This window comes from Parabacteroides sp. AF48-14, assembly GCF_003477465.1.
In the GTDB taxonomy this organism is placed as follows: Bacteria; Bacteroidota; Bacteroidia; order Bacteroidales; family Tannerellaceae; genus Parabacteroides; species Parabacteroides acidifaciens.
On the sequence record NZ_QUDI01000025.1, the window covers coordinates 38,700 to 63,270 of the forward strand.

General features: G+C 48.6%; 26 protein-coding genes and 2 pseudogenes. 20 read left to right on the forward strand and 8 right to left on the reverse strand.

Annotated elements, in window-relative coordinates; genetic code table 11:
* Positions 1 to 29 precede the first annotated feature (29 nt).
* From DW083_RS12895 to DW083_RS12905, 3 genes and pseudogenes are all read left to right on the forward strand, one after another.
* The gene (locus DW083_RS12895; RefSeq protein ID WP_115497811.1) at positions 30 to 518 is read left to right on the forward strand and encodes a hypothetical protein; all 489 of its coding nucleotides are present in this window, start codon (positions 30 to 32) and stop codon (positions 516 to 518) included.
* Complete coding sequence (locus tag DW083_RS12900; RefSeq protein WP_115497760.1) at positions 511 to 711, forward strand: helix-turn-helix transcriptional regulator; 201 nt, start codon at positions 511 to 513, stop codon at positions 709 to 711. The genes DW083_RS12895 and DW083_RS12900 overlap by 8 nt, the downstream gene beginning before the upstream one ends.
* Before the next feature lie 160 nt (positions 712 to 871).
* A pseudogene (locus DW083_RS12905) lies at positions 872 to 1,872 on the forward strand (malate dehydrogenase).
* Between the two features lie 85 nt (positions 1,873 to 1,957).
* Here the strand turns inward: DW083_RS12905 and DW083_RS12910 are convergent.
* The 4 genes and pseudogenes from DW083_RS12910 to DW083_RS12930 all read right to left on the reverse strand — a co-directional run bounded on the left by DW083_RS12910 (position 1,958) and on the right by DW083_RS12930 (position 7,608).
* Positions 1,958 to 4,448 (reverse strand): annotated as a pseudogene (locus DW083_RS12910) (prolyl oligopeptidase family serine peptidase).
* A gap of 12 nt (positions 4,449 to 4,460) precedes the next feature.
* Positions 4,461 to 5,045 (reverse strand): bifunctional 2-polyprenyl-6-hydroxyphenol methylase/3-demethylubiquinol 3-O-methyltransferase UbiG, encoded by a 585-nt coding sequence (locus DW083_RS12915; protein ID WP_122332637.1) that lies wholly within the window; start codon positions 5,043 to 5,045, stop codon positions 4,461 to 4,463.
* The gene (gene ispE, locus DW083_RS12920) at positions 5,042 to 5,851 is read right to left on the reverse strand and encodes a 4-(cytidine 5'-diphospho)-2-C-methyl-D-erythritol kinase (protein WP_122332638.1); all 810 of its coding nucleotides are present in this window, start codon (positions 5,849 to 5,851) and stop codon (positions 5,042 to 5,044) included. Before ispE ends, DW083_RS12915 begins: the two co-directional genes overlap by 4 nt.
* A 629-nt stretch (positions 5,852 to 6,480) precedes the next feature.
* Positions 6,481 to 7,608, reverse strand: coding sequence for a 6-bladed beta-propeller (locus tag DW083_RS12930; RefSeq protein ID WP_122332640.1), 1,128 nt, complete (start codon positions 7,606 to 7,608; stop codon positions 6,481 to 6,483).
* Between the two features lie 184 nt (positions 7,609 to 7,792).
* Here DW083_RS12930 and potA point away from each other — a divergent pair, with 184 nt between their 5' ends.
* The 6 genes from potA to DW083_RS12960 all read left to right on the forward strand — a co-directional run bounded on the left by potA (position 7,793) and on the right by DW083_RS12960 (position 13,843).
* Entirely contained in the window at positions 7,793 to 9,202 is a 1,410-nt protein-coding gene (gene potA / locus DW083_RS12935; RefSeq protein ID WP_122332641.1) for a polyamine ABC transporter ATP-binding protein, read from the forward strand.
* Between the two features lie 16 nt (positions 9,203 to 9,218).
* The gene (locus DW083_RS12940) at positions 9,219 to 9,992 is read left to right on the forward strand and encodes an ABC transporter permease (RefSeq protein WP_115497752.1); all 774 of its coding nucleotides are present in this window, start codon (positions 9,219 to 9,221) and stop codon (positions 9,990 to 9,992) included.
* Positions 9,989 to 10,777 carry an ABC transporter permease gene (locus tag DW083_RS12945; protein WP_122332642.1) on the forward strand — a complete coding sequence of 263 codons (789 nt, stop codon included), beginning with the start codon at positions 9,989 to 9,991 and terminating at the stop codon, positions 10,775 to 10,777. Before DW083_RS12940 ends, DW083_RS12945 begins: the two co-directional genes overlap by 4 nt.
* A gap of 67 nt (positions 10,778 to 10,844) precedes the next feature.
* A complete protein-coding gene (locus DW083_RS12950; protein WP_122332643.1) occupies positions 10,845 to 12,122 on the forward strand; it encodes an ABC transporter substrate-binding protein in 1,278 nt (425 codons plus the stop codon).
* Between the two features lie 38 nt (positions 12,123 to 12,160).
* Positions 12,161 to 12,775: an HAD family phosphatase gene (locus DW083_RS12955; RefSeq protein ID WP_122332644.1), complete on the forward strand. Its 615-nt coding sequence runs from the start codon at positions 12,161 to 12,163 to the stop codon at positions 12,773 to 12,775.
* Positions 12,776 to 12,865: 90 nt separating this feature from the next.
* On the forward strand, positions 12,866 to 13,843 hold the full coding sequence (locus tag DW083_RS12960) for a FimB/Mfa2 family fimbrial subunit (RefSeq protein ID WP_122332645.1): 978 nt from the start codon (positions 12,866 to 12,868) through the stop codon (positions 13,841 to 13,843).
* A 39-nt stretch (positions 13,844 to 13,882) separates the two neighbouring features.
* Here DW083_RS12960 and DW083_RS12965 read toward each other — a convergent pair whose 3' ends face one another.
* Genes DW083_RS12965 through DW083_RS12975 form a run of 4 tightly spaced genes read right to left on the reverse strand, consistent with a single transcriptional unit; the run spans position 13,883 to position 16,388 of the window.
* Positions 13,883 to 14,419, reverse strand: a complete 537-nt coding sequence (locus tag DW083_RS12965; RefSeq protein ID WP_122332646.1) for a response regulator transcription factor — start codon at positions 14,417 to 14,419, stop codon at positions 13,883 to 13,885.
* A complete protein-coding gene (locus tag DW083_RS23380) occupies positions 14,368 to 14,496 on the reverse strand; it encodes a hypothetical protein (protein WP_255419826.1) in 129 nt (42 codons plus the stop codon). The genes DW083_RS12965 and DW083_RS23380 overlap by 52 nt, the downstream gene beginning before the upstream one ends.
* 12 nt (positions 14,497 to 14,508) lie before the next feature.
* Complete coding sequence (locus DW083_RS12970) at positions 14,509 to 15,087, reverse strand: sensor histidine kinase (RefSeq protein WP_122332647.1); 579 nt, start codon at positions 15,085 to 15,087, stop codon at positions 14,509 to 14,511.
* Between the two features lie 41 nt (positions 15,088 to 15,128).
* On the reverse strand, positions 15,129 to 16,388 hold the full coding sequence (locus DW083_RS12975; RefSeq protein WP_233552195.1) for a tetratricopeptide repeat protein: 1,260 nt from the start codon (positions 16,386 to 16,388) through the stop codon (positions 15,129 to 15,131).
* Between the two features lie 298 nt (positions 16,389 to 16,686).
* Between DW083_RS12975 and DW083_RS12980 the strand changes: the two genes are divergently transcribed.
* The 11 genes from DW083_RS12980 to DW083_RS13030 are packed head-to-tail and all read left to right on the forward strand — an operon-like array spanning position 16,687 to position 24,558.
* Complete coding sequence (locus tag DW083_RS12980; protein WP_122332649.1) at positions 16,687 to 17,106, forward strand: AraC family transcriptional regulator; 420 nt, start codon at positions 16,687 to 16,689, stop codon at positions 17,104 to 17,106.
* A gap of 30 nt (positions 17,107 to 17,136) precedes the next feature.
* Positions 17,137 to 17,811, forward strand: a complete 675-nt coding sequence (locus tag DW083_RS12985; protein WP_147382139.1) for a DUF3108 domain-containing protein — start codon at positions 17,137 to 17,139, stop codon at positions 17,809 to 17,811.
* 1 nt (position 17,812) lies between these two features.
* The gene (locus DW083_RS12990) at positions 17,813 to 18,841 is read left to right on the forward strand and encodes a hypothetical protein (protein WP_122332651.1); all 1,029 of its coding nucleotides are present in this window, start codon (positions 17,813 to 17,815) and stop codon (positions 18,839 to 18,841) included.
* Positions 18,838 to 19,134, forward strand: a complete 297-nt coding sequence (locus DW083_RS12995; RefSeq protein ID WP_122332652.1) for a hypothetical protein — start codon at positions 18,838 to 18,840, stop codon at positions 19,132 to 19,134. Before DW083_RS12990 ends, DW083_RS12995 begins: the two co-directional genes overlap by 4 nt.
* Positions 19,135 to 19,155: 21 nt before the next feature.
* Positions 19,156 to 19,668: a hypothetical protein gene (locus DW083_RS13000; protein ID WP_122332653.1), complete on the forward strand. Its 513-nt coding sequence runs from the start codon at positions 19,156 to 19,158 to the stop codon at positions 19,666 to 19,668.
* A 2-nt stretch (positions 19,669 to 19,670) separates the two neighbouring features.
* Entirely contained in the window at positions 19,671 to 20,966 is a 1,296-nt protein-coding gene (locus DW083_RS13005) for an OmpA family protein (protein ID WP_122332654.1), read from the forward strand.
* A 36-nt stretch (positions 20,967 to 21,002) separates the two neighbouring features.
* Positions 21,003 to 21,803, forward strand: coding sequence for a hypothetical protein (locus tag DW083_RS13010; RefSeq protein WP_122332655.1), 801 nt, complete (start codon positions 21,003 to 21,005; stop codon positions 21,801 to 21,803).
* Positions 21,804 to 21,854: 51 nt separating this feature from the next.
* On the forward strand, positions 21,855 to 22,349 hold the full coding sequence (locus DW083_RS22115) for a zinc ribbon domain-containing protein (protein ID WP_158582114.1): 495 nt from the start codon (positions 21,855 to 21,857) through the stop codon (positions 22,347 to 22,349).
* Between the two features lie 45 nt (positions 22,350 to 22,394).
* Positions 22,395 to 22,925: a zinc-ribbon domain-containing protein gene (locus tag DW083_RS13020; protein WP_233552196.1), complete on the forward strand. Its 531-nt coding sequence runs from the start codon at positions 22,395 to 22,397 to the stop codon at positions 22,923 to 22,925.
* A gap of 57 nt (positions 22,926 to 22,982) precedes the next feature.
* A complete protein-coding gene (locus DW083_RS13025) occupies positions 22,983 to 23,504 on the forward strand; it encodes a zinc-ribbon domain-containing protein (RefSeq protein ID WP_122332656.1) in 522 nt (173 codons plus the stop codon).
* A 22-nt stretch (positions 23,505 to 23,526) separates the two neighbouring features.
* Positions 23,527 to 24,558 (forward strand): zinc ribbon domain-containing protein, encoded by a 1,032-nt coding sequence (locus DW083_RS13030; protein ID WP_122332657.1) that lies wholly within the window; start codon positions 23,527 to 23,529, stop codon positions 24,556 to 24,558.
* Positions 24,559 to 24,571: the final 13 nt, after the last annotated feature.

Here is a 24,571-nt window from a genome sequence, read left to right on the forward strand (position 1 = left end):
ATTTGTGGCATTACAAATACTTGAATATTATGAAAGCAAATTATCTTTTTCCTGCCGTCTTCAGGAAGATAGGCTGGAGCTTATTAATCCCGTTCGGGTTGTTAAGCATTTATTGTTTGTATGTATTTAATTACGGATCGGATGGATTTCAATTGTTTCAGTTTCCGCCGTTTAACCATTCTCCCGAGCAAAGGGGTTTTATCGATGTTTTGCTGGATGTGGGTGAAAATGGGGCTTTGGATGAAATTGCATCGATCGGTTTGGCCGTTTCTCTCTTGTTTGTAGGTTTTTCAAGAGAGAAAGATGAAGATGAGTGCATAGCCAGGATTCGTATGAACTCTTTGGTTTGGGCTATATTGGTTAATTATTTATTGCTGATCCTGGCTACCATATTTATATATGGCGCTGCCTATCTGAGTGTCGCATTTGTCGGGTTGTTCACTGTCCTGATATTTTTTATTGTAAAATACAGATGGGATTTGTATCAATTTAAAAAGAATGGAGTAGAAGATGAATAATACGATACGGGTGGAAAGAGCAATCAAGAAGATGACGCAACAGCAGTTGGCGGAAGCGACAAGTGTGAGCCGCCAAACGATCAATGCGATAGAGTCGGGCAAGTATATTCCCTCTACTGTCCTGGCATTGAAGATTGCCGGTATTTTCGGGAAGCATGTGGATGAAATCTTCCAACTGGAAGATACGGACTGAGCCGATATAACTTTTTCTTATGGGAGATAGGAATTAATGATTGGCAAGGGATTTTTAAACTGTTTATCTTTGCAAAGGAAATAAGAATTAAGGTTTCCGGGCGAACTTTATGGAGCCGGAAGTGTTACATAAGAAGATATATATTTAAAAACAATACAATATGAAAACATTAACAGACGAAAAGCTCACGATCGTAGGTGCAGCAGGTATGATTGGTTCAAACATGGCACAGACTGCCATCATGATGGGACTTACTTCCAATATTTGCTTGTATGACCCGTATGCTCCGGGTTTGGAAGGAGTGGCGGAAGAATTATTCCATTGTGGTTTTGAAGGTGTGAATATAACGTTCACTTCCGATATCAAAGAAGCGCTGACCGGTGCCAAGTATATCGTAAATTCAGGTGGTGCTGCCCGTAAAGCCGGCATGACCCGTGAAGATTTGCTGAAAGGCAATGCTGCTATCGCGGAAGAGTTCGGAAAGAACGTAAAGGCTTACTGTCCGGATGTTAAACATATTGTCGTGATATTCAACCCGGCTGATATTACCGGTCTGATCACTTTATTGTATGCCGGTTTGAAACCGTCGCAGGTAACGACATTGGCCGCTTTGGATTCTACCCGCCTGCGTAGCGAACTGGCAAAACATTTCGGCGTATCTATGGATGTAGTCGAAAACTGCCGCACATACGGAGGTCATGGCGAACAGATGGCTGTCTACGCTTCTACGGCAAAAGTCAGCGGCAAACCGTTGACAGATATGATCGGAACTGATAAGTTGACCAAAGAACAGTGGGCTGAAATCCAGACGAAGGTGACAAAAGGCGGTGCCAACATCATTGCTTTGCGTGGCCGTTCTTCTTTCCAGAGCCCGTCTTATGTTTCTATCGAAATGATCGCCGCCGCTATGGGAGGCAAACCGTTCCGCTGGCCGGCAGGCGCTTACGTATCGAATGGCAAGTTCGACCATATCATGATGGCATGGGAAACTTCCATTACAAAAGACGGTGTAGCCTGAAGGATGTGAAAGGAACTCCGGAAGAAGAGGCTGCTTTGGAAAAGAGCTACGAACACCTTTGCGCTTTGCGTGACGAGGTGATCGCAATGGGCGTGTTGCCTCCGATCTCCGAATGGCATGCATTGAATCCGAATATTAAATAAGAAGGTTGTAATTAGGTAAAAAGATTTAGGTTATTAAAAAAAGGTACATCCGGAGGGGCTTTCCCTTTAGATGTACCTTTTTGGTTTATAGATGTCTTTCCGGATAAAGAGCGTCCCACCATTGCGGTTCGTCTTTCAGGTATTTGGCAAACCAGGCGAAGATCGTGTTCTGCCATTCCAGCCGTTTCTTATAATCGGCCACTCCGTGGTTCTCGCCGTCTACCTGGACAAACTCAACTGTCTTTCCAAGTATCTTCAACGCCAGGAACATCTGGATGCTTTCGCCGATAGGTACGTTTGTATCTGCATTGCCGTGGAGCAGCAGGAGCGGAGTTTTGATCTTGTCGGCGTTGAACAGCGGACTGTGTCGGGTGAAGAACTCCGGATTGTTCCAGGGATAAGTGCCCGTATTGGCAACCGAGCAATATCCGTATCCCCAATATCCTTCGCCCCAGTAACTGCTCAGGGCACTGATGCCGGCATGGCTGACGGCGGCGGCAAACAGATCGGTTTTGGTTTGCAGATACTGGGTCATGAAACCACCGTAGCTGGCGCCTGCACAACCGATCTTTTTCGGATTGACGAAGGTATGTTCCTTGCAGAACTGTTCCGTGCCTTGGATGATCTCGTCGGCAGTCTTGGTTCCCCACGCATTGACATGGCGGGCTGCAAATTCCTGTCCGAAGCCGGTCGTACCGCTTGGATTCAGCGTATAGACCACATAGCCGAGAGCTGCGTACATATGCATGGAATAGCTAAATTCCAGCGCGCGGTTCGTCGGGGATGTACCTCCGTAATAGTAGACGATCATCGGATATTTCTTTGCCGCATCGAAATTGGGCGGGAGGTAGTAGCGTCCCTGGATCACGGTTCCGTCGGCAGAGGTAAAGTTCCAGTCATGGACTTCGCCGAACTTGACGTCTTTCAGCTTGTCGGCAGACAGGTCGTAGATCAGCTGGTTCTTATTGCTCTTCGTATTATAGCAGTACAGGCGGTTGGCATTGGATACGCTCTGGCCGTAATAGTACATTACCGGGGCGGCTTCGGCCAACGAATAGTTGTAAATCACATCTTCCGGCAGGTTTATCCGGCGAATCTTCCCGTTTGCCGGATTGCAGGTATAGACGCGCTGGTAATCCTGGTCTTCCGTCAGCATATAGATTTGTCCGTCATATTTGCTCCACTGTGCGGTCGTGACGTTCGGATTGAAGTCTTTGGTGAGCGCTTTCGCTTTCCGGGTTGCCGGATCATACAGGAAAATCTGTCCGTCGTATGTGTTGGAGATTTGTCCTTCTTTGATGTTCAGACCGATATTGTCGAATGCGTTACCGGAGCCGAATACCAGCAGTTGTTTGCCGTCCGGCGAGAAAGTGGCTGCGTTGATGTATTTGGCGCCTTCCCACAATGTGTCGACAGCCATTGTCTGCAAGTCCAGTTTATACATCGAATTGCTTGAGCTGGGCAGCGCAGTGTAATCCTGTTCGCTGGTGCTGAACAGCAGGTAACGGCTGTCTGCACTTACATCGTTGATGAACGTGTTGTTATGCCCGTATGTCAACTGCTCGTACAAGCCGGTCTGAAGGTCGTAACGCCAGATGAAATAGCGGTTACGGAAACCGGGCAGGCGGTCGTTCGGCTCCAGTATGCGGAGCATATCCGGCCCGTCTTTCGGTCCTTCCTCCTGGATCGTGTAGAGCAGAGTCTTTTCGTCCGGCGTAAAGCTGAAACTTCCTTCCGGCAGGTTTTCAGCCAGTACTTCTTCCTGCATGGTGGCAGGATCTACGGTGACCAGCTCGCTTCCGTTCAATCCCGTACGGGTGAAATACATTTTATTGCTGGTCGGCATCCAGTCGGCACTCAGGATAAAGCCTTTGTCCTGCAGCAATACACGTCCGGTTGCCGCGTCCCGCAGTTGGGCATACTGTTCGCTCTTGCCGCCTTCCATGCGGGTATAGTATTTTACCAATACATATTTACCGTTCGGGGAGACGCTCGTCCCGCGAAACTGTGTTCCTTCGAGGATGTCGCGCGAGGTATATCGTTTCTCCGGATCGAGGGATGCTGTAACCAGAGCCTCTTCTTCACTTTTGAAAAGCGCTTTCAGCGTGGAGGGGCAAGTGTCGGTCTCTGCAGTCAGATATTTCACTACCACTTCATAGCGGTGCGGTTCCAGTGTCAGCTCGGAAGTCGCGCCGACCGGTTTGTTGTTGACGAACACCTCGAATGTGCCCGGCGGATACCTCCAATGAACCTTTGGTGTAGCGGTCACTGTTCAGGTAGAAAGAGTAAAGATGCAGGGCATATCCTTTTTCGGGGGCAGGAACGGTGATCAGTCCTGCCGTGTCTGCATCGATAACGGTTGCATTACTCAATGCCCGGTCGAACGGGACAGTCGACTTGACCAGGTTTTTTGCTTCGAAAGGTTTGCCGTTGACGTTCAGGCTGTCTGTTAGGATGGGCTTGTTCACCGCAACAGGGCCGGCATGAAGGTACTGCATCACCTTGACGTCGTCCGCAGCTTGTGCCGCGAAAGCCGAGAAGAGGAGTACCGGGATAAGTTTAATCTTTTGATTCATATTTGTGTATGTTTATAATGTTTGTTTACGTGTAGCGCTGATCATATAGAGTCGCTCGTTGTCTTCAGCCGTCTTCACGGTGAAGAAAGGGGACAACATGCCGGCCAATTCTTCCACCGGAGGCAATCCTTCGGATAGTTTTCCGGCGTGTTTATCATGATGACCGTTGATCTTATCACGGCTTTCACTGTGGCAAATCACCAGTTCGCCCCCTGCCGTAAGCAGTCCGGCGAGGTGGGAGATAAGCTTTTCCGGTTCCGGAAAATGAGGAAAGACACTGTAGGCAATGATATAGTCGAACGACTCTCCCTGCAGATCCAGCACGTCCAGGCAACGGAAATCGACAATCGGTGTCGCATACTTGCTCCGTGCCTTTTCAATCATGCCCGGCGATATGTCGACTCCGACAATCCGTTGCGGAGAATAAGGCAGGAGATAACTTTCCAATACTCCCGTGCCGCACCCCACATCCAGGATACGAAGCCCCTTCCGGAGTCCGGTGTTTTGCAGGATATGGTTCAGCTTCTCCGGATCATGCGTGCACAATTCGTCCCAGCGGTCTGCCAGGGTATCGAAGAATTCCGCTATTTTATTCATGGCAATTGTCCCTCCCAGACAAAACAATCCGGGAACAGTCCTTTCAATCCGGTTGCTTCCCTGAACAGTCCGAAGACGGATGAACCGGAACCGGACATCGAGGCATAGAGCGCACCTTCCCTGTAGAGCGTCTCTTTTATTTCCCCGATCACCGGATATTTCGGGAAAACGCTCTTTTCAAAATCGTTTATCATCAGCTCTTTCCAGTCCGTCACCGGTTTTTCGGCAATCTCTTTTAGCGAGACATGGGGCGCTTGCGGTGTCACGTTTGCATAGGCTTCGGGTGTGGAGACTGCTACATCCGGTTTCACCAGGCAAAGGTGGTAACCTTTCAACGACAATTTCACCGGCTCGAATATGTTCCCCGTGCCGGAAGCAAATACCGGTGTATTGCGGATAAAGAACGGGCAGTCCGCCCCAATAGAGGATGCTAACTTTTCCAGCTCTTCCTGCGAAATATCCAATTTGCAAAAATCATTGAGCAGCTTTAGCATAAAAGCGGCATCAGCCGATCCTCCGCCCAGTCCGGCCCCGAAAGGGATTGCTTTCAACAGATGGACATTCAATTCAGGAATTTCGTACCGGCTTTTCAGCAGATTTATCGCTTTTATTACCAGGTTCTTTTCTGCCGGGGCATCGACGGGAATCCCGGTCTGCGTGAAGGAAAAACTGTCGGCTCCGACTATTTCCAGTGCATCTTTCACCGGAACCGGATAGAAAATAGTTTCGATATTGTGGTAGCCGTCCGGGCGCTTGCTTACGACATTCAGTCCCAGATTTATTTTGGCATTAGGAAAACAGATCATAACTGATTCATTTTAATATAATCGACAAATGTAAGTAATTCTGAAAACTTTTTCACACAAACCGCTTTTTTATTGGGATTGCCTGGGGGGCTTATTGTATAAAACGCATTTTTCAGGCTTAAAAAGCATCCGAAACAAAACAAATGTTAATCCGCTTTTTTGACTTCAAAAAGGGACTTTGTCCTCTTTCCCGGGAGTCTTTAGGCAGGGAAGTCAACCTTTATTTCATTTTCGAGGTACTTTATCGCCATGAAGACGGTCGCCGTACCCTATGAAGACGGTCGCCATTCCAATGAAGACGGTCGCGAGGGCGATGAAGACGGTCGTCGTGGCGACAAGCTCCCGAAATTTTCCTTGCATATTTGAGACGCAGTCCGTCTTCGTTTTGCTACAGGCGATTCTCCGGGAGTTAAGGTTTATCACTTTGTCGGCGTTTCCGTCTTTCGGCAATCAAATTGCACGCTTTTCGAAATGAGCTGCGCACCTCGTTTTTCTTGTTGTCAGAAAGGGGAGCTTAAACCGCAAAAAGAGTCAATCCAAAATCGATCAAGATTTCGGACGAAATAGAAAAATAGCATCAAAAGGGGGTTATTGTATTAAACGACATGAACTGTCCTGTCGGCTTATTACTATAATTCCATTACGACCAGAACCGGATTATCATCTTCATTTACTCCCGGGACTTTTCCTTCAGCAGCTGTTGCTGCATCGATATAGGAGATAACCGTATTGCCATTAATATAGATATTTCTTGTATCTATCCGTACCTTTTTTCCGGAAGGAAGGCATAAAGGCAAGCCCCATTCTCCTTTTTCATTCGAAAAACGTGATATTATCTCATTATTAGTCTGGTCCCATACTTCATAAAAGAAATGGTTTTCCCGCAAATAGGCAATCAGATAATAGCCCGGTACGGAGGATAACCACATGCTCCGGATATAAGGTGAACCACTGGTAGTCATCTCCATCGGTTTCTTCGCTTCTTCTTCAGGAAGTTTGTATTCTCCTTTTTTAAAGATACAGAGGGGTTGTAAACCGGTTCCGTTGACGGTAAATACCGTGTCTTCGTTTACATAATGGACAATTGCTTGGTCTCGGTTTCGGCAGAAATTAAGTTGCCAGGTCATACACATACGTTCCATTTCTGTTAGAGATGTATCTGCAGGAAACATACCTTCCCGGATATTCAATTCTTTATCGGTGATATACAGTCTATAAGGCGCATCGTTTTGACCTTTGGCTACGGTGTAATTGTCGGAGATGAAAAGAGGGGTGGTGATCTCTTTATCTTTCAGGAAAATCTCCTGTTTCATGTTTCCATCCAGGTCATAAACAATATATTTATTGCTTCTTTGGTCGAAAACCCGGATGGTTGATTCTTGCGGGTTGACATGTACGTATGTGATCATGGTATATTCACCGGGACCTTGTCCCTTCTTTGAAAAAGAATGGATCACTTTCCCGTTTTTATCAGTACAGAAGATTGTACTGGTTCTATGATCGACCACACAGTAGAAATCTTTGCCGCTATATACTGGCTGGGCCGATGCGAAGAGAAGGTCGGATGTACTCGATATGGGAATATAGGTGATATGTTTAGTGATGCTGTTCCAGGTAAATGTGTCCGGAACATGCTTTGTGATAGCTTCACCTAAATCGAAGACGGGAAGAGGTCTTTCTTTTTTTTCAGGATTCATCTTGCATCCGGTACTTATTGACAGGAAGACTAAGACAATGGCGAATGGGATTGTTTTCATAATGTTTGTGTATTATTTGTAGTACAGGCAAAATTAGGAAAAGAAATCGGATTGCGAAGTCTGGACAACAAAATAGTTTATTTCTCAATTCTCGATTTTCAATTTATTACTATACCTTTGTGCCGCTTTAGGCAAGAAAAATCGGAATATGTTTAATCTGTATTGGTAAAAAGAGGTATAGTCTATGCAAAAGTCTGACTGCATCATTGGTGTAGAGCATGTCTCGAAGTTTTTCGGGGACAAGGCCGTATTGAATGATGTCAATTTGTCTGTCCGTAAGGGCGAGTTCGTAACTATTCTGGGGCCGTCCGGTTGTGGAAAGACGACGTTGTTGCGTCTGATTGCCGGATTTCAGACCGCTTCGGAGGGTGTGATCACCATTGCGGGAAAGGAAATCACGCAAACGCCTCCTCATAAACGCCCGGTCAATACCGTATTCCAGAAGTATGCCCTTTTTCCTCACTTGAATGTCTTCAATAATATTGCTTTCGGGCTGAAGTTGAAGAAGTTGCCGGCTGCCGTTATTGAAAAGAAAGTGAAGCAAGCGTTGAAAATGGTGGGGATGACCGATTACGAGGACCGCGATGTCGATTCCCTTTCCGGCGGGCAACAGCAGCGTGTAGCCATTGCCCGTGCCATCGTGAATGAACCGGAGGTGCTTTTGCTGGACGAACCGTTGGCGGCTCTCGACCTCAAGATGCGTAAGGATATGCAGATGGAGCTGAAAGAGATGCATAAATCCTTAGGGATAACCTTTATTTATGTTACCCATGACCAGGAAGAGGCGCTTACCTTGAGCGATACCATCGTGGTGATGAGTGAAGGAAAGATACAGCAGATCGGGACACCGATCGACATCTATAACGAACCGATCAATTCGTTTGTCGCCGACTTTATCGGCGAGAGCAATATCCTGAACGGGTTGATGATTAAAGATAAATCGGTTTCTTTTGCCGGACACGAGTTCGAGTGTGTGGACGAAGGTTTTGGTGAGCAGACACCGGTGGATGTCGTGATCCGTCCGGAAGATATCTATATATTCGAACCTTCGGAAGCGGCAATGCTTACCGGAACGGTTACTTCCTCCATCTTTAAAGGTGTTCATTATGAAATGATGGTACAGACGCCCGAAGGCTTTGAGTTCATGGTACAGGATTACCATTGCTTCGATGCCGGACAGGAGGTCGGTTTGTTAGTAAAGCCATTCGACATCCATGTGATGAAAAAGGAACGTGTCTGCAATACGTTCGAAGGAAAGATGATCGATGCCACGCATGTGGAGTTCTTAGGATGTACGTTCGAATGTAGGGAAGTGTCCGGTATCGAGCCTGAGACTCCGGTCCGGGTGGAGATCGACTTCGGAGATGTTATCCTGGAAGATAATGAGGAAGACGGACGTCTGACCGGTGAAGTTAAGTTTATCCTGTATAAAGGCAACCATTATCACCTGACGGTGTTTACCGACTGGGACGAGGATATCTTTGTCGATACGAACGATGTCTGGGACGACGGCGACCGGGTCGGCATTACCATCGCACCCGAAAATATACGGATTGTTCAATCTATTAATAAGGAAGGAAGTGATAATAAGTAAAATTTCGTCTTTTTTCATGCGGCGCAGGAACTGGACGATTCCCTATGCCCTGTTTCTGGCAGTCTTTGTGGTGATGCCTTTGTTGCTGATCGTGCTCTATGCTTTCACAGATGCCGACGGCGCTTTCACCTTTGCCAATTTCCGTAAGTTTATGATTCATCCCGAGGCTATCAATACGTTTGTGTATTCGATCGGGATTGCTATTATCACGACATTGGCCTGTCTGGTTCTGGGTTATCCGGCGGCTTATATCCTGAGCCATGAGCGTTTCAATACTTCCCGTACGATGGTCGTTCTTTTTATCCTGCCGATGTGGGTGAATATCCTGATCCGTACGCTGGCAACCGTGGCGTTGTTCGACTTCCTGAACCTGCCGTTGGGAGAGGGGGCGTTGGTGTTCGGCATGGTCTATAACTTCCTTCCGTTTATGATTTATCCGATTTATAATACGTTGCAGAAGATGGATCGCAGCCTGATCGAGGCGGCGCAGGATTTGGGGGCAAACCCTTTCCAGGTCTTTATGAAAACGATATTGCCGCTTTCCATGCCTGGTGTGATGAGCGGGATCGTGATGGTCTTTATGCCGACTGTCTCTACTTTTGCCATTGCCGAGTTGCTGACGATGAATAATATCAAACTGTTCGGTACGACCGTGCAGGAGAATATCTATAACGGTATGTGGAACTATGGGGCGGCGCTTTCCCTGATCATGTTGTTGCTCATCGGCGTTACCATTCTCTTTACCAATGAAGAGGACAACGCTTCTAACGAAGGAGGAGGTGTGATATGATGACGAAGTTAATGGCGAAAGGATACCTCTGGCTCCTGTTGGTGCTGCTCTATTCCCCGATTCTGATTATTATGATTTTCTCGTTCACCGAAGCCAAGGTGCTGGGGAATTGGACGGGATTTTCAATCAAACTGTATAGTTCGTTGTTTACAGGCGGTGTACAACGTTCATTGGTGAGCGCTCTTTGGAATACGTTTGCGATTGCAATGATTGCAGCAACCGTTTCCACACTGTTAGGCAGTATTGCGGCAATCGGGATTTTTAACCTGCGGTCACGGACGCGTCAGGTGATGAATTTCGCAAATGCCATCCCGATGATGAACGCCGATATCATTACGGGTGTTTCCCTCTTCCTGCTGTTTGTGAGCTTTGGCGTTTCGCAGGGCTTTACGACAGTCGTATTGGCGCATATCACGTTCTGTACTCCCTATGTCGTGCTGAGTGTGATGCCGCGCTTGAAGAAGATGAACCAGAATGTCTATGAGGCGGCGCTCGATTTGGGAGCAACGCCTTTCCAGGCATTGCGCAAGGTGATATTGCCGGAGATACGCCCGGGAATGATCAGCGGGTTTATACTTGCTTTTACGCTTTCGATCGACGATTTTGCCGTAACAATCTTTACGATCGGCAATGAAGGATTGGAAACTCTCTCGACCTTTATTTATGCGGATGCCCGTAAAGGCGGATTGACTCCGGAACTGCGTCCGTTGTCGACGATTATCTTTGTGACGGTACTCGTCCTTCTGATTGTGATTAATAAACGGGCGGAGAAATCCGAAAGCTAATAAAGGGAAAACAGGAAATGAACAGATTATTAAAAATAGCAACAGGCTGATTCTCTTTTTAGGCATCATGTCTTCATGCGGACGTTCGGAGGAAGAACGTAGCCATATCCTGAAAGTCTATAACTGGGCGGACTATATCGACGAAGATGTCCTGGCCGAGTTCCCCGCCTGGTATAAGGAACAGACCGGCGAGGATATCCGCATCATCTATCAAGTATTCGATATCAATGAAATCATGTTGACCAAGATTGAGCGCGGGCATGAGGATTTCGACCTGATCTGTCCCTCTGAATATATCATCGAGCGGATGTTAAAGAAGAACCTGCTCGTTCCGATAGACCGGAACTTCGGTAAAACGCCGGACTATCTGGATAACGTCTCTCCTTATATCCGGGAACAGTTGAACAAACTGAGCCAACCGGGAAGGAAAACGACTGATTATGTCGTGCCCTATATGTGGGGAACGGCCGGTCTGCTGTATAACAAGAAGTTTGTTACCGAAGATATTGTCGAGAGCTGGGAATGCCTTTGGGACCCCAAATACAAGAATAAGATCCTGATGAAGGACAGTTACCGTGACGCCTATGGCACGGCCATTATCTATGCCCACGCGAAAGAGTTAGCAGACGGAACGGTGACAGTCGAGCAGCTAATGAACGATAACTCTCCCGAAGCGATTGCCATTGCAGAGGACTACCTTAAAAAGATGAAACCGAATATCGCCGGTTGGGAAGCCGACTTCGGTAAGGAGATGATGACGAAAAACAAGGCCTGGCTCAACTTTACCTGGAGTGGCGATGCAGTCTGGGCAATGGAGGAAGCGGAGGCGGTCGGTGTGGAGCTGGACTACGAGGTCCCCCGCGAAGGCAGTAATATCTGGTACGACGGCTGGGCAATCCCAAAATATGCCCGCAATGTGAAGGCTGCCAGTTATTTTATTGATTATCTTTGTCGTCCGGATGTGGCTTTGCGTAACATGGATGCAATCGGTTATGTCAGTGCCATTGCCACTCCCGAGATATTGGAAGCCAAGATCGATTCGACTGTGGAGAAGGTTTCCGACCTGAGCTATTTCTTTGGTCCGGGGGCCGACAGCATCCGGATCAATCCGGTGCAATATCCCGACCGGCAGGTGGTGGAACGTTGTGCCATGATCCGGGATTTCGGAGACAGGACGGAACTGGTGCTTGAGATGTGGAGTCGTGTAAAGGGCGATAATCTGAATACAGGAATCGTATTATTAATATTTGCCGTATTCGGTGTTTTGTTCGTATGGTTGGTATATCGCAGGATACGTGAATATAAACAGCGGAAACGCCACCACAGGCGCCGTCGCCGCTGGTAAACAGGGAAGGGGATAAGTTTCCGCATAAGGAGTATAATATGGAAGGCATTAAGAATTTGATTATTGATTTTGGCGGTGTGATTATCAATCTCACCCGTAACCGCTGCATTGAAGCGTTCGAGAGTCTGGGTGTCCAGGATATCCGGGAACAGATCGTAAACAACTATCAGCATAAGGATCTCTTTATGCAGGTGGAGATCGGTTCCATCACAACTGCCGGATTCCGTGACGGTATCCGTCGCTTGTCCGGACAGGCGCTGACGGACGAACAGATCGATGCCGCCTGGATTGCGATGCTCGACGATGTACCCGATTATAAGCTGAATCTGCTGCTCGACCTCCGTAAGCATTATAACACGATGCTGCTCAGTAACACGAATGAAATCCATTGGGAATGGTCCGAGCGGACTTGCTTCTCTTATAAAGGCCACCATGTTTCCGATTTTTTCAACCGCATCTATCTCTCCTATAAGCTCCACATGCTGAAGCCGAATGCCGATATCTTCGAATATGTCTTGCAGGATGCCGGGATAAAAGCCGAAGAAACCCTGTTCATCGACGACGCCATGCCCAACTGCCGCACCGCAGAATCATTAGGGCTTCATACCTACACGCCGGAACCTCGCGAAGACTGGTCTTTCCTGTTTAAGTAACGCCGGGCACTGTTAATTCGCCTTATTCTAAAAACCAAATAGCAGGTTAGCTGTTTAATAAGCACAAATCTAAACAAACATTTGGTGATTATGAATAAGATGGTTTTTTATGCGCTGTTGCTGGCCCTGTTTCTGGGTAGTTGTTCAAAAGATGATGACTGCCGATGTGTGAATAATGACGATCTGATCAGTCCGGAATTAGCAGAAATGACGGTCACATCCGGTGGTCAGACTACTTCATTTACCGGCGTTTTGATGGTCTATCCTTGTTCGGAAGACACCAGCCTTTATTATGGGAATTATGCAAGTAATGGAACTTTAATGCCGGTCAACGCGACATACACCATAAAAGATGGTTCTATCTATAAAGCGACAGCTCCTGTCAGGCTTCCTTTAGGAAATTATAATTTCCTGTACTGGGGTTTATCCAAGAATAGCCAGACCGACTCTGTATATGCTGCCGCTGCCATCAGAGAACCGGGGTTGCGCCTGGGGGCTAATTTATCCGGATTATATATGACTTTATATCTGAATAATTATTCTGATACGACTTATATGCCGGTTTACGATTTCCTGCATGCCGTAAGCCCGATCAAGGTGGGTACCGACAAGATGCGAGCAACTCTGAAGCATGCCTCGGCCGGTTTGAGAGTAACGTTGACTAATAAAAACGGTACGAAGATGGATTCCAGTATCGCATCCGCCCGCATTCTGATTGGCAATATCGCATCCCAACTGGATTATTATACAGCCGAACCCAGCGATTTCACCAAGACGATCGCTTTCCCACTGAGTATGTCTGCCGACAGCCTTTCGATGTCAGCCAATTCAACAGTGATGGTTTTCCCATCTTCTGCCAATCCTCCGCTCACAATCTTACTGACGTTGAAAAACGGGCAGGTAAAGCATTTCCGGAAGCCGTTAACAGATGCTTTGACTGCCGGAAACCGCTTAAATCTCAGTATTACCTTGGGTGATTTGTATTCCGAAGAGACCTCTGCCGACGGTTTTGAGGTAGAGAATTGGACGGAAAGTACCGAGATAATCGATTTTCCTCCTGCGATATAGGTTGGAGCATCCGGTATTTGAACACGGTCTGTTCTTAAGTTATATCAGCTTCTCTGTTAGAGCTAATTTAACCATTGCAGCCGTGTTTTTTACTCCGAGTTTAAGCAGGAGATTTTTGCGGTAACTGTTAATCGTTTCCACTCCGAGAAAGAGTTTTTCTGCAATTTCCCGGTTTGTTAAGCCTTCTACAATAAAGCTTAGCAATTCCATCTCGCGTACCGTAAGAAATATCTTCCCTTTCTCTTTACGGGCCTTGAATACCGCGCTTACCTCCTCGCTGAGATACTCGCCCCCCTCGAAAACCGTACGGATTCCTTCCGTTATCTCCTCCGGCAAGGCGTTTTTCAGCAGATACCCGCTGGCACCGTTTTGAAGCATCTTCTGCATGTAAAAGTATTCATTGAAACCTGTTAGCGCAATGATACGGATGAAAGGATAACGGTCGTGGATATAACCGCAAAGATCCATCCCGCTTATGTCCGGCAAATTGATATCGAGCAATATGATATCGGGGATAACCCGCTTCAGCAGTTCTTTGCAGTCGCTCCCGCACATGGCTGTGCCGGCCACTTCCATCCCCTCAGCTCTTCTATCAGCTGACGGATTCCATCGGCAACGATAGGATGATCGTCTACTATCACTATTTTAATCATGACCCGCAAGATTTAGCAGTTTAACCCTATTGTGATTTCAGTTCCCCGGCCTTTACCGGAAACAATATTGAGTGTAGCGCCGAGCAGTTCGGCACGTGAACGGACCGTTGTCAATCCTTGTCCTTCCGCCGAACCCTCAAAGCCTTTGCCGTCATCCTGCACAGTTAGCGACAAGCTGTCGTCCGCCTGTATCAACTGCACATTAATCTGAGTGGCTTCGGCATGTTTCAACGCGTTATTGATCAGTTCGCAGGCTATGCGGTAAATATTTATCTCCACGTCCTTATCCAACCTCCGCTCCTTTCCATAGAAATAGAACTCTACATTCGATGAGCCGGAACAAAACTCCTCCAAGACCGGACGAAGGCCGAAACGGGCCAGCGACTCAGGCATCAGGTTATGAGCCAGACGACGCATTTCCGTAATGGAGCGGTCCATCAAGCCGATAATATGTTCCAAGCGATCTTTTTCTTTCTCTTTCTCCTGCCGTAACTTGGAAAGGTCTAGTTTTGCCATGGTCAGTAATCCACCCAGTCCGTCGTGCAGTTCGCGGGAAAGGCGTCCGCGCTCCTGATTCTCTCCGCTAAGCAAAGCCTCTACCGCAACTAGTTGTTTTTCCTGTTCCAGTTGTTTTAGACCTCCTTCATACGAAGCTGCTTTTGTCGTTGATAACGGTTAAGCAGTAATAAAACAGTCAAGGCAAGAACAAAAGACACCAAACCGATCACCGCGATAATCAGATAAAGCCGTTCCGACGCATGCAATGTTTCAATCAAAGCCTCTTTCTTCTCCGTCTCATATTTGACTTCCATATCCGCCAACGCGGCATGGGTTATCTCACTGTTATTATCCAACATGAGCTTATACAAAACCTGAAAAGCAGTCTTAGCCTTTTCTTTTTCACCTTTATCGATAGCGATATCCATCAATATATTATGTATAGATATAAGCTGATCCAAATCAGTCGAATCTACGGCAGCCAGCGCCTTGTTCGCATATCTTTCGGCTTCCGGTATATTACCGGCCAACTCATGAACCCGCGCCAAAATACGGTAACTAGCCACACTATATACAGGATAACCCGTATTTTCAGTCAAGCCCAATGCTTCTTCCGCATATGCCCGGGCTTTCGCATAATCCTTATAATAATCAAAATAGACAGTCGCTATCCCATGCAAAGCAAAAGCCTCATTCAGCATATCCCCTTTTGCCTTGTACAAAGAACGCGCTTCTTCCGCCAGTTGTAACCCTTCCTCATATTGATCTTGCGCATAACGGATTATTTTCAGATTATTACACGCTTGGGCTATGCTTAACGTATCGTTTAACTCCTTAGCGATCTTTTGTGCCTGCAATATATACGATTCTGCCTGGGCGTAATTCCTCAAATTATTATACATCGCCCCGATATTACCCAATATGGCACAAATTCTTTGCCGGTCATCCTCCTTCTCATACAATGAGATGGCTTTTTGGTATTGCGCCAATGCTTTTTCCGGCTGGCATTGCACATTGTACATATTCGCGAAAGCCAGGCTTACCGCCGCCTGCAAATGGATATTTTTCTCTTCTTCCGCTATTCTCAACGCCTTATCATAATAAACAGATGCCGTGTCATACGAGCTTTTCATGTAATAAGCCACACCCAGATTGCGATATAGCAGTCCTTCTTTCAGCAAGTTATTCTCCTTATGCGCAAGCCGTATGCCTTCGCGGGCGTAAAACGAGGATTTAGCGAAGTCGCTTCCCAAATACTCCCAGCTCAAGTCGTCATAAAGCTGTAACTTCTCCTCCACACTCAAGGACGTATTCTCCAGTTCCTTTTCCATTTCCACCAGATGCTCTTGGGCATACGCCGGAAAGAAAACAAACAACGACATAATTAACGACATAATTATGGATATATAAAAACGTGTACTCATAACCGATTGTATTTTAAGAAAACTTTCACAACAAATGTAACGAATAATATCCGAACCCATACCCCCAAAAAGGGGTTTCTGTACCAACAAAAAACAGATACCCCTTTTTGGGGGTAAAAACCACCCTTTGAATCCTCTAAATTTGATCTCGAAAGGTAAGGACTGAACTACAAACTTGTCCGTATAAATTTGAACGGACATCAGAGCGGCTTAGATTACCCTTTTGTTAAATAAGAAATACTTTCTTTTGTAAATAAAAGATAAAAGCATGAGTATACGCTATGCAAAATCGAGATTGAGCGAAGAGGAAATGGAGCGGAATTGTGAGAAAATACAATCCTTCCTCCGGTACTCGGATGATTATAAGAATCCGAACCTCTGCATCTGGGATATCTCCCGGGCAACAGGTATTACGCCGGCCGCTATCTCTCAGTCGTTGAATCGTTTTTTGAAACAAAACTTCTTTGATGTGGTGAACAGTAGACGGCTGGAAGAGGTGAAGCGTATCCTGTTATCGGACAACACCAGCAGTTTCACGATTGAGAGCGTCGCCAGCGATTGCGGCTTCCGCTCCCGTTCCACCTTCTACACAGCGTTCAACAAGCTGGAAGGAACCTCGCCTGCCAAATGGCTGAAAGTGGCTTTGAAAACAAATAAAGCAAATAAACAGATACCTCCGGGTGGATGATGAAATATGAACCTTCAATACATTGACATTATGAAAGCTTTATTCAAATTATTCGTTACAGTTGTTTTAACCGCTTGGTTAATACCGGTAACCGGTCATGCACAGAACCCGTTCTTCCCCGGCAAGGAAGGAATCGTACTCACTTACGCGAATATGGACAAAAAGGGGAAACCTACCGGCTATGTCCGCTATACGATCACAAAAGTAGCAGGAACGGACGCTCTGAACTTTGAGGTCACCTACGACACGGAATCGCTGGATAAAAAGAAAAAAGTAGAGCTCAAGCTTCCCGCAACCGTCCGGGTGAAAAACGGGACAGTCTACCTTGACCCCTCGGCAGGCGCCGGCAAACTGATGGAAGGAGTAACCATCACCGGCACGGGAGCCATTATCCCCGTCACGCTGGAAGAAGGCATGAAGCTGGACGACTCCGATGTCACAATAAAAATGGAAACCATGACGGTCGTTTCTTCCAAAATGACCGACACGAAAGTGGTTGCCAAAGAAGAACTCACCACGCCTGCCGGCACCTTCGAATGCTACAAGGTGCAAAGCCTGGTCAGCGGAAAAGCGATGGGCTTCAAAACAGAAAGCACCGTTTATACCTGGTATGCCCGCAACATCGGAATGATCCGTACCGAAACGTACGACAAGAAAGGCAAGCTGGCAAGCTCGGGCGAACTGATAGAGATGGAGGGCAACTGATATGAAACGCATATATACATTATTAATAATAGCCTTCATCGCCAGCCCGTCTGCCAGCGGACAAGGTTTCCTGAAAAAGCTCGGCAAGAAAGCACAGGAAATCAGCAAGTCCGTACTGGGCGAGGACGAGAAAAAGGAAGCCGTGCAGGAAGAAGAGGCAACCTTCGACATGCCGACAGAAGAAAACATCTATGCTGCCGACACGCACGGGGATGAAGCATCTTCCCCCCAAGCTCCCAAACTCGGCAGCACCGATCCCAACGCCCCGCGTATCCTCACCTTCTCACTTGGGGAAGAACAAGGCATCATCGACCATAAAAACGGAAAGATAGAGATAACGGTCAGCCAGACCTTCGATTTCGAGCATGTCGTGCCGGTCTATACCACCGGCGGAAGCGGCGATATCACCGGAGTTCCCGCATCGGGCAAACTTCTCAAGGCGGATTCCGATCCCTATTTTACCGTACGCGACAGCAAAGGGCGCACCTGCGTCTACGAAGTGGTTCTCCATATCCGGGGAATGGACAGGAAAAATATCCGTCCCGGAATCAAGCAAGGGACATTGCGGATGGTAAACAGCATGCAGGGCGGCTACCCGGACGTGAGAATCACTTACTATTTCGATAACTACGGCCAGCAGTTCGCCATGCTCTACGATATAGGGGCCGGTATGATCTGTGATTACACCAACGGGAAACTCATCGTGCTCATCGCCGTCAAGAACATCGAAAGCCTTCGGAAAGAGGTGCTCAATGCAGCCGACTTGCGGATAAACGAACTGAAGTCTTTTGAGAAAGAACTGGAAGACGCGTTGAAGAACGGGCCCAAAGATATGGAGCATGTCTACGAAATCCACGAGAACCTCGACCTCGCCGGGAAACTGGCTTGCCCGTTCATCAGCGACTTCGAGGCGATGCCGGAGCAACTCCTCGCCCGGTCGAACGGCCGCAGGCTGCCGGGCACCACGACCATTGCCGGCAAACCCTGCGTGGCCTCGAGTTCCGCGATCCGGAGAGCGGCATGGCGATGACCTACTACAGCTGGAAGAACATCCACTTCGGCGGCGGCATGAAAGGCGTTGTTTATGGCCGGGTGGAGAGTTTCAGCGAGAGCGTCCCTGCCGGCATTTTCGGAGTGCCGAAAGGCTACCGCCCGCTCGCCGAATACCAGAAGGAGGTAGATGCCATAACCAAAGAGGGAGACAAGACACTCCGGAAACATACGGAGCCTTTCATGAATTTGCCCGAAATGCAAGCTCTCAAGGAATTCTACATCGAATATAGCAAAGAACTGAACGGCCACGGCCCGGAAGAAGAAAAATAACCACCTAAAAAACATACGAATATGAAACGGATATTTACCATTTTAGTTTGCGTTCTCGCAATCGTGGGCGCAACATCCTGCGGCAACAGCGGCAGTAATAAAGAGACAGACGCGGAAGCGCTACTACTGGAGGAGGCGATAGATAAAAATCTGTCGAAAGACGAAAAGAAAGCCCTATCGGCAGCACTCGACGACTTTGGCATCGATTTTAAAGAAAAAGGCAATCAGATCATCAAGACCAGCTCCGCGCTCGGAAGCAAGAACATTGAGATTTACACCTTTAAGGGGGACAAATGCACCGGATACCGGATTATATGCACCATGCCCGAAGCCCAAGCGAAGGAGGTGTATGAAGTGTACCAAAACACCCTTGTCAACGTTAAGCTCGATGGCAATACGGTTAGCGGGGATTACAACCAGGAAACCCTCGATCTGGTCTACGGAAGCATGACCAAAGCCCAGATACGCGAGAAGGTGAAGCAAGAAGTGGAAGACAGCAAGCAGCTACTCAAATCATTAAAAAGGAGGAAATAGTCATGAAAAAGATACTCATAATCGCTATCGCAATGCTGATAGCTGCCCCGGCTGCACAAAGCCAGTGGCTTAAGAAATTAGGAGAAAAGGCAGTAGAGCGTGCCAAAGACCGCTCGAAGCAGAAAGTGGAAGACAAGGTGAACGAGAAAGTGGATAAAACCGTCGATAAGGTTTTTGAAACCGGAGAAAATATTATTACCGGCAACGACAAGGATCAAGACCAGCAGACCGAACAAACGAGCCAACAGGACAAACAAACGAACCAGCAGAACAAGCAGGCTACCGCTGCGGTAAACACGAACGATCCGAAAGCCGTGGAAATGGCCTATGCCAAGAGCGACTTCGTGGCGGGCGACGTGGTTATTTTCGAGGACAATGTCACGCAGGAACAGCTCGGCGAGTTTCCCAGTATGTGGGATCTACGCGAAGGCGTTGCCGATGTGGTAACCATAAACGGGGAAAAATGCATCAACCTGCAAAAGGATACGGAGATCACTCCGCTTATGAAAGACGGTTATGCTTACCTGACCGACGAGTTTACCGTGGAACTCGATTTCTTTAATTACGGAGAAGAAAGATATGAGCTTAATGACGATTACACGCTTTACTTCTATCAGGGAGAAGGCACGAATACCAGGGCATTCGATATCAATTTACGCCCGAGCCCGTCTCGAGAAACATTGGAGCTCACCTGGAATTGGTCCGTGGGAGATGATCGTCGCCGCGGAGAGACAGAGATATCGAACCTCGGTCGGGAGGTATTCAACCGGTTGGCGATCTCTTTCAACAAACGTGCGCTGAAAGTATATATCGATGGCGTCCGCTATGCCAACGTACCGAACGTCACGAAGCCCGATTGGTTCTTGATTAAGCATTATGGCTACAGCGAAAACGCCGCATTCATCAAGAACGTCCGCATCGCCAAAGGCGCCGTCCCCCTCTACGACCGCATGATGACCGACGGCAAATTCATCACCTACGGCATCACTTTCGATGTAGGCAAGAGCACCATCAAGCCCGAATCGATGGGCGAGATCAACCGCATCGTCAAACTGATGCAGGATAATCCCGACCTGAAATTCTCCGTCGAAGGCCATACCGACAGCACCGGCAACGAAGCCACCAACCAGACCCTCAGCGACGCCCGCTCGAAAGCCGTCGTCGACAAGCTGGTGGAAATGGGCATCGCCGCCGATCGTCTCACCTCTTCCGGCAAAGGACAAAGCAACCCCATCGCCGACAACGGAACCGACGAAGGCCGTGCCAAGAACCGGCGGGTGGAGTTCGTGAAGATGTAATACCTCAGTTTATTAATCATCTAAAAATTATGTAAAATGAAAACGACTTATTTTTTTCTTATAGCAGCTTTGTTATGCTGTACTACGATTTCATGTAGTAAGGACGAGGATGAACCGCAACTGCAACCGAAGGACTATGCACCCGGGGAAATCCCCGGGCTGGGCGAGGCCGAAGGGGAACTGACCGGTACGCCATTCAAGCTGCCCGACGGCGTGGAGCTGACGGGGGAGATTACCGGTAGCGGTGATCAGGACGGATACTGGAATTTGTACGGCGAATCTTCCATGAGTTACGCCTTTACCGCCAAAGACGGTACGGTTACCACCCGTTCCTTTGCGCCAAAGACTCGTGCCGGGGAGAATGTCTGCTATTTGGGAAGCGGCTACGGCTATGTCGATCTGCTGATCCCGATGCGAAACTCTCAATCATCCCCCGTAACGGTCACCTTCCCCGCGGCACTCATTCTTCGTAACGATGCAGGCGACTGCCAGAACGGTGTGCTGATCAAGAAAGTAACCGTAACGATTCCTGCCGGAGCCGACTATCACCTGAATCTGGCCTTTTATTGTGGCAATGCCCACAAAGGGGCGGCTGGCAGTGACGACCGTTACTTGCTGGGAGTGGTAAGCGATGCCAAACCGCTGCTCGATCTCTGTGACAGGGTCAAGGATAAAAAGATCAATATCGAAGAGTTCGATCCGACAGATGTAGAAGATTATAATACTTACAATGCGCAGAGGAGCAGTCTTCAGAATATAGTCTGGCTGGTGACGGATAATACGGGGCTGACGGAAACCGATATCTCATATATCAATTCGTTGCCGAATAGCCGATAAAAGATTACTAACCGGCGGCACCCCGTGTGTCGCCACAAATAATTGACCTCTATGTCTATACTCGATGGAATCGTAAAAGGATTGTCCGGTATCTTGCCGCAAGACGACCCGGATGTAAAGATACTGAATGCGCAAACCGAGCTGAAAGAACTCGTCGCTAAAGAAGAGAAAGCCTACGCCCGCCTCGGACGGCAGGTATATGAAGCCGACGGTGGCGAAAGCTATCCGGAGATGAAAACCGAACTCGACCTGCTTGCCGCCGGCCGCCGCGAAGCCGAAGAACGCCTCCGGGCAGCCAAAGACGAAAAAGAAGCGGCTGAACGGGCCGCCGCCGAAGAACGTGCCCGACGTGAAGCCGAAGAACAGGCAAGAAGTTGCCCCAACTGCGGCCACATCAACCCCGAAGGCACCAACTTCTGCAGCGAATGCGGCACAAAGCTCGCGCCGCCCGCCGCACAGGCCGCCAAACGGTTCTGTTCGAACTGCGGAAGTGAAATAGCCGTCGGCTATCGCTTTTGCAGCGCTTGCGGCACAAAAGCGGACTGAAGGGAAGTATTTATAAATAAATAAACAATAACGAAAGGAGACATTATGGCATTTTGTTCTTTTTGCGGAACGCAAGTTCCCGATGGCATAAAATTCTGCACCGCATGCGGAAAACCGATGGCTTCCAAGGCAGACCGACCTATCACGCAACCGCCGCAGCCGGTACAGCCAACGCCGCAACCGGCACCGCAGCCCATGCAACAACCGGTCTATCCCCAACAGCCGCCGCCCGCATACGGCATCCCGCAGGGACAGCCCTACGCAGCACCGCCTTACAGCACGGCTGCCGACCCGAACGCTCCGCTTCCCCCGGGAAGCAAATACGAGCCGGTAACAACCGGAGGATTTATCGGAATAATGCTCTTGATGCTGATCCCCATCGTCAACATCATCTTGCTCTTGGTCTGGGCGTGCGGCGGTTGCCGGAAAGTGAACCAAGCCAACTTCGCCCGTGCCATGCTTATCCTGTTGCTGATCGGGATCATTCTCGGGGCAGTCGTAACCTTCGTTTTCCAGTCGCTCTGGAAGAAACCATCGACAGCCTGCTGCAAGATTACGGAGGGCTCAAGGATCTGATCCCGGCAGAGTAACGATACAATATTCAATAACAATTAATTATAGGAGGAAACAACTATGGCATTCTGTGGAAAATGTGGACAACAAGTAAACGAAGGGGTAAAGTTTTGCCCCTCTTGCGGAGCTCCGATGGACGTGGCCCAGCCATCTGCTCCGGAACCGGTTCAGGAACCGGCATTCAGCAAACTGAACGACACGGTCGATAACACCGCCCAATTCACCCCGCAAGAAATCGAGGAAGGCAAGGTGATGTCAATCCTCGCCTATCTGGGAATACTGGTACTCGTTCCTATCTTGGCAGGCAAAGCATCGAAATACATTCGTTTCCATGCCAACCAAGGGCTACTGCTCTGCCTGGCATGGATCGTCTGGGTGATCGCAGACGGGATACTGACCGCGATACTGCGTGCCATCCTGTGGCGTGCGCTGTCGCTATGGGATATCTACCGCGCTGTCTCATCGATTTTGAACTTGGTTTATCTCGTGATCGGCGTACTGGCGATCATCGGTATCGTCAACGTACTCAACGGACGTGCGAAAGAATTACCGTTCGTCGGTAAATACCGTATCTTGAAATAACACCCTATTAATCGATCCTGTTATGACAGCAAAAGAAATATATCTGAAAACCCTCGCCTTCAGTTGGGTGAAGCTGGGCTTGGGAGTATTGAATATCGTGATAGACATCGTCCTGTTCGCCCTTCTGATGGGCATCTCCGTGCTGTTCAAGAACGAAGGCGTGGGGGCGGTGATGTTCCTCGTTTGGCTGGCGCTGGCGGGCATCGTAAACTACGCGCTGAACCACTACATCGGCTATCTGGTAAAAGCGGGGCACGTGGCGGTCATCTCCCGTGCCTTCAAGAGCGGCACGATACCGGACAACCCCGTGGCCGTGGGAAAGGAGATGGTAAAGGAGTGTTTTGGCACGAGCAATGTCTATTTCCTGCTGGACAATCTGGTAACAGGTTCGGTGAAACAGTTGCAGCGTACGCTGGGGCGCGTCACGGGCGGACTGCTCGGCGCGCTGCCCGGCGGCGGGAGCATACAGAAGCTTACCGAACTGTTCCTGAACATCTCGCTGGGCTACATCGACGAGTGTTGCCTCGGCTACACCTTCTACCGCAACGACCAGAATCCGTACAAGAGCGCGGCGGACGGCGTGGTAATCTACGCCCAGAACTGGAAAACGCTGCTGAAGGACGCCGCAAAGACCACATTGGTGGTTATCCTCTCACTGACGGTGGTAACATTGGTGGCATTCGTCCTCTTCGGCGGACTGTTCCGGCTCTTCGGATGGAGCGGATTCGTGGCGTTCATCCTCTCCCTGCTGCTGGCATGGACGGTGAAGTACGCCTTTATCGACAGTTGGATCCTGGTAAAGATGATGTGCAGCTATATGCAGGTGGCTCCAACCACGGTAATCACGTTCGACCTGTATGGCAAACTGAGCGGGTTATCCGGAAAGTTTCGCGAACTGTTCAAGCGTAGCGGCGAGGCTTCCTCCCCAAAGTCGGATAACAGCCTGGTGCAACCCGCAGCAGCAATAGAGCAGCCACACTTCTGTCCCTTATGCGGCACTCCGCTAACAGCGGGCAAGCCGTTCTGCGGGAATTGCGGAGGACAGGTAGTGTGAGCAAATAAGCCCC